Raw genomic sequence first — 13114 nt, forward strand, 5'->3', positions numbered from 1 at the left:
AATAACTTCCGAGCGCAACGGATATCCGGAAAATTTCTGCCGGTCAAGAGTCCGCGCAGCGAAGGGAGTTGGAGTGCGCGCATCGGGGAGAGGGGCCGTCACCGGCACTTTGGAGGGGGCGCACCGGTGACGGCGACGCTGCCGGCCGCAGGCGGCGGAGAGGGTTTGTCAGCCTTCGCAGCCAGCAGCGATGCCGACACCGCGCTGCGGTGACTCTCCGGCAGCGTGTCCTTCTGACGGAAGCATGCTGGCAGGGGTTCCCGGAATTCGAGGATTTCGTGAAATCGGTGCGCAAGTGGTGAACGTGGCGGCCGTGGTGGGTCCGCCTCACTCTCCCGCCGTCGCCGACACCAGGCAGGCGTCACCCTGTACGCGCAGCGCCTCGACGACCGCCCGGACCGCGGGGCGGCGCGACGTCCCGGCACGCCACAGCACGTACAACCGCCGCCGCGGTACCGGATCGAGCCGCACCGCCACCACGCCCCCGGGCAGTTGGCCGCGGCCGAGCCGGGGGAGCACCGCGATGCCGAGACCCGCCGCCACGAGCGCGGCCAGCGTCGGATTCTCCTCGGCCTGATGCGCGATGAGCGGCTCGTGGCCCGCGGAGCGCATCGTCCGCAGCAGCCAGTCGTGACAGACCCGGCCCGGCGGCTGCGAGACCCACCGCTCGCCCCCGAGCTCCTCGCGGCGCACCGATGCCCGCCCGGCCAGCGGATGCCCCGCGGGCACCACCAGATCGCACAAGTCGTCCCCGATGACCGCCTGTTCGACCCCGACGGGAGCCGGCAGCGGCGCGATGTCCCAGTCGTGCGCGACGACGAGGTCGACGGCGCCCTTCGCCACGAGGTCCACCGACAGATGCGGATCGACCTCGGAGAGCCGGGTGTCGAGCGCGGGATGCCGCACGGCCAGATCGGCGAGCGCGCCGGGCAGCAGCCCCCGCGCAGCCGAGGCGAACGCGGCGATCGTCAGCCGCCCCGCCGGTACCCCGCGCCGCTCCTCCAGGCCGGTCTCGGCGCGCTCCATGATGGCCATCAACTCATGAGCGGTGTCGGCGAGTTGCAGCGCCTCGTCGGTGAGCCGGACGCCCCGCCCCTCCCGTTCGAGCAGCACCGTGCGGGTCTCCCGCTCCAGCTTCGCGATCTGCTGCGAGACGGCGGACGGCGTGTAACCGAGCGCCGTCGCGGCGGCGCCGACGGTGCCGTGCACGGAGACGGCGTGCAGGGCACGCAACCGCTGAAGATCCAACATCGCCCGGTCCTCCCCGCGTCTCCCATTAGCAGAGCTTCATCCAACCATGCAGCAATCATCGCTGGTGCTACATGGTCGCGGCCGGTGATCCTCGACGCATGAAACCCACGCACACCGCCCTCGCCGTACTCGTGGCGGCTCTCTGGGGCGTCAACTTCGTCGTCATCGACATCGGCCTCGCCCACTTCCCGCCGCTCCTCTTCTGCGCCCTGCGCTTTCTGCTCGCGGCGCTGCCCGCGATCTTCCTCGTGGGACGGCCGCGGGTGGCGTGGCGCTGGGTCGTGGGGGTGGGGCTCGCGCTCGGCGTCGGCAAGTTCGGGCTGCTCTTCGTCGGCATGAACGCGGGGATGCCGGCGGGCCTGTCCTCCCTGGTCCTCCAGGTCCAGGCGGTCTTCACCGCGGGCATCGCCTTCGCGTTCCTGCGCGAACGCCCCGGCCCCGTCAAGGTCCTGGGCATGGCGGTCGCGCTCGCGGGCATCGCCGTGGCGGCGGTCGACGAGGGCGGCTCGGGTCCGCTCGGCGCGTTCGCGCTCGTCCTGGTCGCGGCGGCCTTCTGGGGCGTGTCGAACGTCCTGACCCGCAAGGCGTCGCCCGAGGCCCCCTTCGCGTTCATGGTCTGGTCGAGCGCGGTCCCGGTACTCCCGCTCCTGGCCCTGTCGTTCGTGTTCGAGGGCCCGCGGCGCGACGCCGAGGCGCTGACGTCCCTCGACCTCCCGGGCGCGGGCGCGATCCTCTACGTGGCGCTGGTCACCACCCTCTTCGGCTTCACCGCGTGGAGCCGCCTCCTGCGCCGCTACGACGCGTCGACGGTGGCCCCGTACTCCCTGCTGGTCCCGGTCTTCGGGATGTCGTCGGCCGCCCTGTTCCTCGGCGAACCGGTGAGCCCGCTCAGGTGGTGCGCGGCGACGCTCCTGGTGGCCGGAGTGGCGTTGACGTCACGGGGCTCCGCCCCGGCCCCCGCTACTCAATCGCCGCAGGGGCTTCATCGTGGGTGGCCAATTCAAGCCCCGCCGGCGATGGAGGCGCGGGGTCCGGGGCGGAGCCCCGAGGCGTCGGGCACGGTCGCCGCAACGGAAACCGCGGGCTAGGCCGACTCGTTCAGCAGCCGCCCCAGGTGCTCCCGCCCCGCCCCGAGCACCTCCGGCAACGGAACCGCGGCCTCATACCAACGGGCTTCGTACTCCCAGCACAGCCACCCGTCCCAGCCCTCCCGGCTGAGCACCTCCACGCAGTCCGCCAGCGGCAGCACCCCGTCGCCGAGCCCGAGCGGCGTGGTGTCATCGGCCCCGGCGATGTCCTTGACCTGTACGTAGCCGAGGTACGGAGAAAGCGCCGCGTACGACACCACGGGCTGCTCGCCGCCGAGCCACGTGTGCATCACGTCCCACAGCGCCCCCACGCTGCGGTGCCCGACGAGACCGAGGATGCGGGACGCCGCCGCCCCGGTGCGATGCGAGTCGTGCGTCTCCAGCAGCACCCGCACCCCACGGTCGGCCGCGTACTCGGCGGCGACGCCGAGCCGCCGCGCCGCGGTCGCGTCCGCCTCCTCGGGGCCCTGCTCCTCGCCTCCGCCGGGGAAGACCCGCACGTACGGGGCGCCGAGGTCGCGGGCCAGGTCCACCAGGGCACGCACGTCGTCGAGCACCGGACCGTCCTCGCCGGGCGCCGCCACGCGCGCGTACCCGGCCACGCCGAGGACCTCCACCCCGGCCTTCTTGAACTGGGCCACGACATCGGCCCTTTGATCTCTCCCGATCCCCGGATGCACCGGCTCCTCGGGGTGGGCGCGCAGCTCCACACCGTGATAGCCGTGCGCGGTGGCGAGCGCGAGCACGTCGTCGAGCGGGAGACCGGGGACACCAAGGGTGGAGAACGCCAGCTTCATGGGCGGGACCCTACCCGTCACTCGGCCGTCCTATGGAGGGCGAGTTTCCAGTCCTGGCCGAGCAGGTCCGCGCCGAAGGAGCGGTGCGGTTTCTCGCCGACCAGGACGAAGCCGTGGCGCTGGTAGAGGGAACGGGCCGCCTTCAGCACGTCGTTCGTCCACAGCGTCATCTCCCGGTACCCGACGCCCCGCGCGAAGTCGATGCAGGCCCGCACGAGCCGGTCGCCGATGCCCAGGCCGCGTGCCTCCGGTTCCACCAGGAGCAGCCGCAGGCGCGCGGTGCCCGGAGCCTCGTCGCGTACGCACATCACGCAGCCCACGGGGCGGCCGTCCAGCTCGGCGATCCACACCCGCTCCAGGTGCGGGTCGTGGTCCTCGGCGAAGTCGGCGACGATGCGCGCGACCAGGCCTTCGTAGTCGGCGTTCCAGCCGAACTCGGCGGCGTACAGCGCGCCGTTGCGCGCCACGATCCAGCCCAGGTCGCCGGCGCCCGGCTCGCGCAGCAGCACGTTCTCCGGGTGCGGGGCCGCGTGGCCGTCGCCGAGCACCTCGCGGACGGTGCGCAGCGCCTCGGACAGGCGGGTGCGGTCGGCGGCGGGGACGGCGGAGAGCAGTGCGCCGACGGTTTCCCGCGAGCGCTCCTCCAGGAGGTCGGCGGTGGAGCGGCCGCGCGCGGTGAGGGTGATGCGGCGGCGCCGCGAGTCCCGCTCGGACGAGCCGCGCTCGACGAGCCCGTCCCGCTCGAACTTGCCGAGGATGCGGCTCAGGTACCCGGCGTCCAGGCTCAGCCGGACGCGCAGGTCGGCGGCGTCGACCCGCTCCGTGTGCGCCAGTTCGTACAGCACGCGGGACTCGGTGAGGGTGTACGGGGCGTACAGGTGGCGGCTGTAGTCGAGCGCGCCGATCACGTTCGTGTAGAAGCGGTTGAAGGACCGGATGTCGTGCACGGTCATGGCCGTTCACCTCGCTGCTCGGACAGTTGACTCAGTCAGAGGTTCGGGGTGGTGCCCACAGTACGCCGGGGGTGGGGGCGCGTCCACGAGCCGGACGTCCGTGACGGCCCGAGAAGGCGGCCCGGTCAATTCCGTGCATACGGCAGGTATAGCGGTTCAAGGGCGGCCCATGGGTTGGCCAAGCCCTCCCGTGACGTTGTCCCCGAGTTCATCGCGGGACTCCTCCGCGCCACATCGCGCGCGCCGGACAGTGGGACAACGGCCCGTCGCACGCGGGCCGTTGGCATGCCCGGACCGCCGTCCGGCACCTCACCTCAGGGGACTCTCATGGCCGAACTCACCCGACGCAGACTCCTCGGCTCCGCGGCCGGCGCCGTCGGCGGCGCCGCCGCCCTCTCCCTCCTTCCGCCCAGCGTCCAGAAGGCGGTCGCGGCGGGCCCGCCCCGCAAGGGCTCGCTGCGCGACATCGAGCACGTCGTGATGCTGATGCAGGAGAACCGTTCCTTCGACCACTACTTCGGCACGCTCAAGGGCGTACGCGGCTTCAACGACCCCGAGGCGCAGAAGCTGGGCAGCGGCCGCTCGGTCTTCTACCAGCCCGACGCCGAGAACCCGAAGGGCTATCTGCTCCCGTTCCACCTGGACACGCACACCTCCAGTGCCCAGGCCATCCCGTCGACGAGTCACGCCTGGTCGGTGCAGCACGAGGCCTGGAACAACGGGAAGATGGACCGGTGGCTCCCGGCCCACCGCAAGGCCGACGGTGCCAACGGCCCGTACGTGATGGGCTATTACACGCGCAAGGACATCCCGTTCCAGTTCGCGCTCGCGGAGACCTTCACGATCTGCGACAACTACTTCTGCTCCGTCTTCGGCCCGACGTGGCCCAACCGCCTCTACTGGATGACCGGCTCGATCGACCCGGGCGGCACGAAGGGCGGCCCGGTCCTCAACAACACCGCGCCGCAGCCCTACCGCTGGACGACGTACGCCGAGCGTCTCCAGGCCGCCGGTGTCAGCTGGAAGGTCTACCAGCAGGACGACGACTACGGCTGCAACATGCTGGAGCAGTTCGCGAGCTTCAAGGACGCGAAGCCCGGCTCGGACCTCTACGAGCGCGGCATGCGCCCGCAGCCCGAGGGCACCTTCGAGGACGACGCCAGGAACGACCGGCTCCCGGCGGTCAGCTGGATCATGCCGACGTCCTACGAGTCCGAGCACCCGGACTATCTGCCCGCGGCCGGAGCCGACTTCGTCGCCCGCAAGATCGAGGCGATAGCGAGCAACCCGAAGGTCTGGGCGAAGACCGCCTTCATCCTCAACTACGACGAGAACGACGGCCTGTTCGACCACGTGACCCCGCCGACGCCCCCTGCGGGCACGGCGGGCGAGTTCGTCCAGGGGCTGCCCATCGGCGGCGGCTTCCGGGTCCCCGCGATCATCGTCTCGCCCTGGACGGTGGGCGGCTGGGTGGCCTCGGAGTCCTTCGACCACACGTCGGCGCTGCAGTTCCTGGAGCGGTTCACGGGCGTGCGGGAGCCGAACATCACCGACTGGCGCCGTGACACGTTCGGCGACCTCACCTCCGCCTTCCGCTTCTCCGACGCCAGGCCCGCGGCGCCCGGCCTCCCCGACGACACGGCGCAGCAGTGGGAGCAGGCGAAGCAGGACGTGGCCACCCTCCCGAAGCCGAAGCTGCCGGGCGCCGACCAGTCCTTCCCGGAACAGGAGAGGGGCCGCAGGCCGCACGTGTGACGGCGTGGGCGGGGCGGCCGGGGTCGTGGCGGGCCGGTGTCAGGCGCCGTCCCGGCGTCCCGGCCACGCCGCCAGCGCGAACTCGGCCACCCCCGCCAGCTCCCGCGCGTCGGCGCCGTCCCGTGCGCGCTGCGACAGTCCCTGCACCACGGCGGCGAAGTACGAGGCGAGCGCGGCGGTGTCCGTTTCCTTCGGCAGTTCACCCGCCGCCAGCCCCTGGCGCAGCCGGTCCTCGAAGGAGGCGACCCCGGCGTTGCGCACGTCGCGCAGGAACGCGGCGACCTCCGCGTCCTGTTCCGTCACGTTCGTCGCGGCGCTGTTGGCCAGACAGCCCGCGGGGTGCGAGGGGTCCGCGTAGATGCGGGCGGCCTCGCGCAGGACGCGGGCGAACGCTCCGTACGCCGTCGCCTCCTCGGTGAGCGCCACGCCGACGAAGGCGCCGACGGGGGACCGCCCGTAGACCTCGACGGCCTCCTTGAACAGCGACTTCTTGTCCCCGAACGCGGCGTACAGGCTGGCCGGGCGGATGCCCATGGCCGTGGTCAGCTCGCCCACCGAGGTCGCTTCGTAGCCCCGCTCCCAGAACAGCCGGACGGCCACGGCCAGCGCCGCGTCGCGGTCGAACGTGCGCGGCCGCCCGCGCGGCCGGGTCTTTCCCTCAGTCGTACCGCCAGTCATGTCGCCACTGTACCGGCTTTTCTTGAGCGGACACTCAAGAAGAGTGCTACGGTCCTCTCGGCTTGTTCTTGAGTCATCGCTCAACAAATAACGGTGCTTGCGGAACCGGAGGCATGACGCATGGTGGCGACGGACGAAGGGCACACCCTCGCAGGCTGGACCGGCTGCGCGCTCGCCGCGGCGGGGGCCGCGATCACGGGGCTGGGGATCATCGGCTGGCGGCCGGGCGTTTGGCTCGGCCTCGCGGTGCTCGCCGCGGCCGCGCTGCTCGCCTGGGCCCTGCATCTCGCGGGCTGGGGGAAGCCGCCGGGACCGCGGCCGAGCGGCCAACACCCCTTCCGAGTACGGGACATGACTGCCCGTGAAGGTCATGCGAACTGCGTCGGGTGCCGGCTGGCGGGGCGTCGCCCCCGCGCCGCCGTCTCCCCGTAGCGGTGGCTACGCGCGCGGCTTCCCCGTCGAGCCCCGCACCACCAGTTCCCCGCGGATCTCCACGATCCGCCCCTTGGGTGCCGCCTCGCGGCCCATCGCGATCCGGCCCGCCCGCGCCGCCGCCTCGGCGAGGGGGAGGTGGACCGTCGTCAGGGGCGGTGCGGCGTCGACGCTGAAGGGCAGATCGTCGAAGCCGACCACCGAGACGTCCTCGGGGATGCGCAGGCCCGCCTCCCGCAGTGCCGCGCACGCGCCGAGTGCCACCGTGTCGTTGGCCGCGACCACGGCCGTCAAGTCCGGCTGCCTGCGCAGCAGTTCGGTCGTCGCCGCGTAGCCCGACGCCCGGTCGTACGAGCCGTGCGCCACGAGGCCGTCCGCCTCGGCCACCCCGGCGGCGGCCAGCGCCTCGCGGTGGCCCTCGAGGCGGTGCCGGGTCGTGGTGCGCTCCTCGGGGCCCGCGACGTAGCCGATCCTGCGGTGGCCGAGGCGGAGCAGATGCTCCGTCAGCTCCCGCGCGCCGCCCCGGTTGTCGAAGGTCAGCGCCACCGCCTCGGTGTCCGGCACCGGCGGCCGTCCGCACAGCACCACGCGCGTCCCGGCCTCCGCGAGCCGCCGCAACTTGCTCGCCACGGCGGCGACATGGGCCGCGTCCTCGATCGCCCCGCCGGTGAGCACCACCGCCGCCGCGCGCTGGCGCTGCAACAGGGTGAGATACGTCAGCTCGCGCTCGGGCTCCCCGCCCGTGTTGCAGACCACCGCGAGCCGCTCGCCGCCCGCCCGGCCGCCGGGGCCGACGATCTCCGACTGCACCGCGGACGCCATGATCCCGAAGAACGGGTCGGCGATGTCGTTGACCAGGACCCCGACGAGGTCCGACGTGGCGGCCGCGAGGGCGCTGGCCGGGCCGTTGAGCACGTAGTCCAGGTCGTCCACGGCCTTGAGCACCCGCTCGCGCGTGTTCGCGGCGACGGGGTAGTTCCCGTTCAGCACACGCGAGACGGTGGCGGGGGACACCTGCGCGCGGGCGGCCACGTCCGCCAGGGTCACGGTCATCGAGTCAGCCTCCGTGAAGGGTCCGGGGCCCGGGATGAGGTCCCGAGAGCCCCGGTCTCGTATCCGCTCTTGTCCGAGCGGCAGTCCAGAGGCTAGCTTCTCCTTACGTAGAAAGCGCTTGCTACGAAAGATTCCGCAGGCGTGACCCCGCGTATGCGGCAATCAGGCGGCAGTACGCGGCACACGAGTGGCCGGCCGGCCGGAGGAAGGGACTCACGTGACACGCAAGACGGTGCGCATCGCCATGAACGGTGTGACGGGGCGCATGGGCTACCGCCAGCACCTCGTCCGCTCCATCCTCGCGCTGCGCGAGCAGGGCGGGCTCGACCTCGGCGACGGCACGGTGCTGTGGCCCGAGCCGATCCTCGTGGGGCGCCGCGAGCACGCCCTGAAGGCGCTCGCCGAGAAGCACGACCTCGACCCGGCCAACATCTCCACCGACGTGGACGCCGTCCTCGCCGACGACAGCGTCGACATCTTCTTCGACGCCGCGATGACCCACACCCGCGAGGACTTCCTCAAGAAGGCGATCGCCGCGGGCAAGCACATCTACACCGAGAAGCCGACCGCCACCGGCCTGGAGGGCGCGATCGAGCTGGCCCGCCTGGCGCGCGAGGCGGGCGTCAAGTCCGGTGTCGTCCAGGACAAGCTGTTCCTGCCGGGCCTGCTCAAGCTGAAGCGGCTCATCGACGGCGGCTTCTTCGGGCGGATCCTGTCCGTGCGCGGCGAGTTCGGCTACTGGGTCTTCGAGGGCGACTGGCAGGAGGCGCAGCGCCCGTCCTGGAACTACCGCTCGGAGGACGGCGGCGGCATCGTCGTCGACATGTTCCCGCACTGGGAGTACGTGCTGCACGAGCTGTTCGGCCGCGTGACTTCGGTCAACGCACTGGCCGCCACGCACGTCCCGACCCGCTGGGACGAGAACGGCAAGCCCTACGAGGCCACCGCCGACGACTCCGCGTACGGCATCTTCCAGATCGAGGGCGGCATCGTCGCGCAGATCAACTCCTCGTGGGACGTGCGCGTCAACCGCGACGAGCTGGTCGAGTTCCAGGTCGACGGCACGGAGGGCTCCGCCGTCGCGGGGCTGCGGGGCTGCCGCGTCCAGCACCGCAGCGCGACGCCGAAGCCGGTGTGGAACCCGGACCTCCCGGCCACCTACTCCTTCCGCGACCAGTGGCAGGAGGTGCCGGACAACACCGAGTTCGACAACGGCTTCAAGGTCCAGTGGGAGCTGTTCCTGAAGCACGTCTACGCGGGCGCCGACTACCACTGGGACCTGCTGGCCGGTGCGCGCGGCGTGCAGATGGCGGAGCTGGGCCTGAAGTCGTCGGCGGAGGGCCGCCGCCTCGACGTTCCCGAGATCTCCCTCTGATCCCACTTCCGAGATCCCCATCGGCCGGGCTGCTGGCAGCCCGGCCGCCCGACAACAGCCTGGAGGCTGCTGTGCCGGCCGGTTCCCCACGCGGCACGCGGCGACTCCCCCGACGGCCCCGCGCGTTCCTGGAGGCGGCGTGACCATCCATCTTCCCCATGGCCCCGGCGAGTTGACGGCCTACGAGCCGCGTGCCGAGCCCCTGACCTTCGACACCGGCGCGCCGCTCGCGTCCCGCGTCGTGTTCTCGGCGGCGCACGTCGTCGCCGACCCGTTCGCCGACACCACCCCGGACTCCCCGGCGGCCGTCGACTGGGACGCCACCCTCGCCTTCCGCCGCCACCTGTGGTCGCACGGCCTCGGCGTCGCGGAGGCCATGGACACCGCGCAGCGCGGCATGGGCCTGGACTGGGCGGGCGCCGCCGAGCTGATCAGGCGGTCCGCCGCCGAGGCGAAGACGGTCGGCGGCCGGATCGCGGTCGGCGTCGGCACCGACCAGATCGCGCCCGGCGCCTCGCTCGCCGAGGTCAGGGCCGCGTACGAGGAGCAGCTCGCCGTCGCCGAGGAGGCCGGGGCGCAGGTGATCCTGATGGCCTCGCGCGCGCTGGCCGCCGCGGCGAAGAGCCCGGAGGACTACGCCGAGGTCTACGGCCACCTGCTCCGGCAGGCCGCCGAGCCCGTCGTCCTGCACTGGCTCGGCCCGATGTTCGACCCGGCCCTGGAGGGCTACTGGGGCTCGGCTGACCTCGACACCGCCACCGACACCTTCGTCGAGATCATCAAGGCGCACTCCGACAAGGTCGACGGCATCAAGGTCTCGCTCCTCGAAGCGCAGCGCGAGATCGACATCCGCCGCCGCCTCCCGAACGGCGTGCGCTGCTACACCGGCGACGACTTCAACTACCCGGAGCTGATCGCCGGCGACGACCGCGGCTTCAGTCACGCGCTGCTCGGCATCTTCGACCCGCTGGGCCCGCTCGCCGCGAAGGCGGTGCGCACCCTCGACACCGGCGACGTCCAGGGCTTCCGTGAACTCCTCGACCCGACCGTCGAGTTGTCGCGCCACCTGTTCCAGGCGCCGACCCGCTTCTACAAGACCGGCGTCGTGTTCCTCGCCTGGCTCTCCGGCCACCAGGACCACTTCACGATGGTCGGCGGGCTCCAGTCCGCGCGCTCGCTGCCGCACTTCGCGCGTGCCTACGAACTCGCCGACCGGCTCGGCCTGTTCCCGAAGCCGGAGCTGGCCGAGGCCCGGATGAAGAACCTGCTCGCCCTGTACGGAGTCACCTCATGAGCTTCCTCGCGGATCCGCGCTTCTCCATCAACCAGATGACCGTGAAGCAGCTCGGGCTTCCGGAACTCGTCGACGCATGCCGCGAGTTGGGCGTCCGGCACGTCGGCACGTGGCGCGCGCCCGTCCAGGAGTACGGCGTCGAGGCCGCGGCGAAGCTGCTGCGTGAGGCCGGTCTCGACGTCACGACGCACTGCCGGGGCGGCTTCCTCACCGCGATCGACGAGACCGAGCGCAAGGCGGCGATCGAGGACAACAAGCGGGCCGTCGACGAGTGCGTGACCCTCGGCACGGACGTCCTGGTGCTCGTCTCGGGCGGCCTCCCGGCCGGTTCGTACGATCTGCCGGGCGCCCGCGAGCGCATCGGGGACGCGCTCGTCGAGCTCGCCCCGTACGCCGCCGAGCGCGGCGTACGGCTCGCGATCGAGCCGCTGCACCCGATGTACGCGTCCGACCGCTGCGTCGTCTCGACGCTCGCGCAGGCCCTGGACATCGCCGAGAACTTCCCGGCGGAGCAGGTCGGCGTCTGCGTGGACACGTACCACATCTGGTGGGACGACCGGGCGCCCGCGCAGATCGGGCGGGCCGGGGCGCAGGGCCGGATCGCGACGTTCCAGCTCGCGGACTGGACGACGCCGCTGCCGGAGGGCGTCCTCAACGGGCGCGGGCAGATCGGCGACGGCGCGATCGACATGCGGTACTGGCGCGGACTCGTCGAGGCGCAGGGGTACACGGGGCCCATCGAGGTCGAGCTGTTCAACGACGGTCTGTGGGCCCGCGACGGGCGCGAGGTGCTGGCGGAGACGGCCGAGCGGTTCACTGCTCACGCCGCGTAGAAGTTTTCTCTACAGCCGGAAGTTTTCTCGGCAACCACGTACAACCCTTGGCGCGGTCCGGGTGTCGTACTTGTTGTCGGAATACCCAGGGGGGGATCTGGGGGGATCGGGAGTTCCGGCGCAGGAGGGGGAGAGCCCGAGGGGCCCGGTCCGCGGACCGGGCCCCTCGCAGCGCTTCATGGGGCGCCAGTTCTTCTGAGGACGACGGTCCTCAGAAGAAGACCCCGCAGCGCAGCAGTACGTTCGCGTACGGGCGTGCCTCTCCCGTGCGGACGACGAGGCGCGCGTGCGCGGAGAGCGCCTTCAGCTCCTCGTGCGTGACGAAGTCCAGGGGCGCCAGGCGCTCTTCGAGCAGCGCGGCGGCCTCCGGGTTCGCGCCCCGGACCTCGCCCGCCGCGGTGGCCGCCTCCACCACCAGCTCGTCGAGCAGCCCGTCGAGCACCTCGGCGAAGGACGGCACACCGGCCCGGAAGGCGAGGTCGACGACGCGCGGGCCCGCCGGGATCGGCATGCCGACGTCGCAGATCAGCACCCCGTCGCCGTGCCCCAACTCCGCGACAGCACCGGCCAGATGCCGGTTGAGTATTCCGGCTCGCTTCACTGGGAATCACCTCGTCCGGCGTTGCCCTCCAGACCGTCGGGCCCGCTCTTCCGGCCGGGGGTCCGGGGGTTGTCCCCCGGGAAGACACAGCACAGCGCCGCGACCTCCTCGGCGGTCGGGTACGAGGCCTGCGCACCCTCCTTGGTGACGGCGGCGGCCCCCACCTTGGCCGCGTAGGCGGCGGCATCGGCGAGCGACTCGCCGGTGCCGAGCCGCCAGGCGAGCGCTGCCGTGAACGCGTCACCGGCACCGGTCGTGTCGACGGCCTTCACCTTCACCGCCGCGACCCGCCGCGAGCCCGCCGCGTCCGCGACGAGCGCGCCCTCGGAGCCGAGCGTGACGACGACCGAGCGCGGGCCGAGCGCGAGCAGCTGCCGCGCCCAGTCCTCCGGGTCGTCGCCCAGGTCGGTACCGGCGATGACCTTCGCCTCGTGCTCGTTGACGATCAGCGGGTCGCAGGCCGCGAGCACCTCGTCGGGGAGCGGGGCGGGCGGCGACGGGTTGAGGACGAGCCGCGCCTGCGGGGAGAGCGAGCGGGCCACCTCGGCGACCGTCTCCAGCGGGACCTCCAGCATCACGGAGACGACCCGCGCCCCCGCGAACAGCTCGCCCGCCGCCCGTACGTCCTCGGGCGTCAGCCGCCCGTTGGCGCCCGGCGACACCACGATCGAGTTGTCGCCCGACGGGTCGACGGTGATCAGCGCGACCCCGGTGGGCGCCCCGCCGACCAGCACGCCGGACGTGTCCACGCCCGCCGCCTCCATCGATCCGCGCAGCAGCTCGCCGTGCCCGTCGTCGCCGACCCGCGCGAGCAGCGCCGTACGCGCCCCCAACTTGGCGGCGGCGACCGCCTGGTTGGCGCCCTTGCCGCCGGGGTGGGTCGTCAGGTCGGAGCCGAGGACGGTCTCGCCCGCGGCCGGCCGCCGGTCGACGCCCACCACGAGGTCGGCATTGGCCGACCCCACGACGAGGAGGTCGTACGTGTTCATGCTGTGCCTTTCTTC

The 13114-nt window shown here is 72.3% G+C and carries 13 protein-coding genes; 6 read left to right on the plus strand and 7 right to left on the minus strand.

What is annotated here, in order from left to right:
• Positions 1-327 precede the first annotated feature (327 nt).
• Positions 328-1251 (minus strand): LysR family transcriptional regulator, encoded by a 924-nt coding sequence (locus tag ACY34M_RS01235; RefSeq protein ID WP_462719154.1) that lies wholly within the window; start codon positions 1249-1251, stop codon positions 328-330.
• A gap of 98 nt (positions 1252-1349) precedes the next feature.
• On the opposite strand from ACY34M_RS01235, the gene ACY34M_RS01240 reads away from it, so the two are divergent.
• Positions 1350-2339 (plus strand): EamA family transporter, encoded by a 990-nt coding sequence (locus tag ACY34M_RS01240; RefSeq protein ID WP_462719155.1) that lies wholly within the window; start codon positions 1350-1352, stop codon positions 2337-2339.
• Here the strand turns inward: ACY34M_RS01240 and ACY34M_RS01245 are convergent.
• Positions 2336-3136, minus strand: coding sequence for a sugar phosphate isomerase/epimerase family protein (locus tag ACY34M_RS01245; RefSeq protein ID WP_462719156.1), 801 nt, complete (start codon positions 3134-3136; stop codon positions 2336-2338). The two genes, ACY34M_RS01240 and ACY34M_RS01245, sit on opposite strands and share 4 nt — an antisense overlap.
• A gap of 17 nt (positions 3137-3153) precedes the next feature.
• The gene (locus ACY34M_RS01250) at positions 3154-4089 is read right to left on the minus strand and encodes a bifunctional helix-turn-helix transcriptional regulator/GNAT family N-acetyltransferase (RefSeq protein ID WP_462719157.1); all 936 of its coding nucleotides are present in this window, start codon (positions 4087-4089) and stop codon (positions 3154-3156) included.
• 327 nt (positions 4090-4416) lie between these two features.
• On the opposite strand from ACY34M_RS01250, the gene ACY34M_RS01255 reads away from it, so the two are divergent.
• On the plus strand, positions 4417-5844 hold the full coding sequence (locus ACY34M_RS01255; protein ID WP_462719158.1) for an alkaline phosphatase family protein: 1428 nt from the start codon (positions 4417-4419) through the stop codon (positions 5842-5844).
• Positions 5845-5883: 39 nt separating this feature from the next.
• Here ACY34M_RS01255 and ACY34M_RS01260 read toward each other — a convergent pair whose 3' ends face one another.
• Positions 5884-6522: a TetR/AcrR family transcriptional regulator gene (locus ACY34M_RS01260; RefSeq protein ID WP_462719159.1), complete on the minus strand. Its 639-nt coding sequence runs from the start codon at positions 6520-6522 to the stop codon at positions 5884-5886.
• 120 nt (positions 6523-6642) lie between these two features.
• Here ACY34M_RS01260 and ACY34M_RS01265 point away from each other — a divergent pair, with 120 nt between their 5' ends.
• Complete coding sequence (locus ACY34M_RS01265) at positions 6643-6954, plus strand: HGxxPAAW family protein (protein ID WP_462719160.1); 312 nt, start codon at positions 6643-6645, stop codon at positions 6952-6954.
• Positions 6955-6960: 6 nt separating this feature from the next.
• On the opposite strand, the gene ACY34M_RS01270 is transcribed toward ACY34M_RS01265, so the two are convergent.
• The gene (locus ACY34M_RS01270; RefSeq protein ID WP_462719161.1) at positions 6961-8007 is read right to left on the minus strand and encodes a LacI family DNA-binding transcriptional regulator; all 1047 of its coding nucleotides are present in this window, start codon (positions 8005-8007) and stop codon (positions 6961-6963) included.
• Positions 8008-8224: 217 nt separating this feature from the next.
• Between ACY34M_RS01270 and ACY34M_RS01275 the strand changes: the two genes are divergently transcribed.
• The 3 genes from ACY34M_RS01275 to ACY34M_RS01285 all read left to right on the plus strand — a co-directional run bounded on the left by ACY34M_RS01275 (position 8225) and on the right by ACY34M_RS01285 (position 11509).
• Positions 8225-9382 (plus strand): Gfo/Idh/MocA family protein, encoded by a 1158-nt coding sequence (locus ACY34M_RS01275; RefSeq protein ID WP_462719162.1) that lies wholly within the window; start codon positions 8225-8227, stop codon positions 9380-9382.
• Between the two features lie 139 nt (positions 9383-9521).
• Complete coding sequence (locus tag ACY34M_RS01280; RefSeq protein ID WP_462719163.1) at positions 9522-10676, plus strand: dihydrodipicolinate synthase family protein; 1155 nt, start codon at positions 9522-9524, stop codon at positions 10674-10676.
• The gene (locus ACY34M_RS01285; protein WP_462719164.1) at positions 10673-11509 is read left to right on the plus strand and encodes a sugar phosphate isomerase/epimerase family protein; all 837 of its coding nucleotides are present in this window, start codon (positions 10673-10675) and stop codon (positions 11507-11509) included. Before ACY34M_RS01280 ends, ACY34M_RS01285 begins: the two co-directional genes overlap by 4 nt.
• 211 nt (positions 11510-11720) lie before the next feature.
• Here the strand turns inward: ACY34M_RS01285 and rbsD are convergent, their stop codons facing one another.
• Both rbsD and ACY34M_RS01295 read right to left on the minus strand, forming a co-directional pair.
• The gene (gene rbsD / locus ACY34M_RS01290; protein WP_462719165.1) at positions 11721-12110 is read right to left on the minus strand and encodes a D-ribose pyranase; all 390 of its coding nucleotides are present in this window, start codon (positions 12108-12110) and stop codon (positions 11721-11723) included.
• Positions 12107-13099, minus strand: a complete 993-nt coding sequence (locus ACY34M_RS01295; protein ID WP_462719166.1) for a ribokinase — start codon at positions 13097-13099, stop codon at positions 12107-12109. The genes rbsD and ACY34M_RS01295 overlap by 4 nt, the downstream gene beginning before the upstream one ends.
• Between the last annotated feature and the right edge of the window lie 15 nt (positions 13100-13114).

The sequence above is a fragment of the Streptomyces sp. EDA2-14 genome (assembly GCF_054963755.1).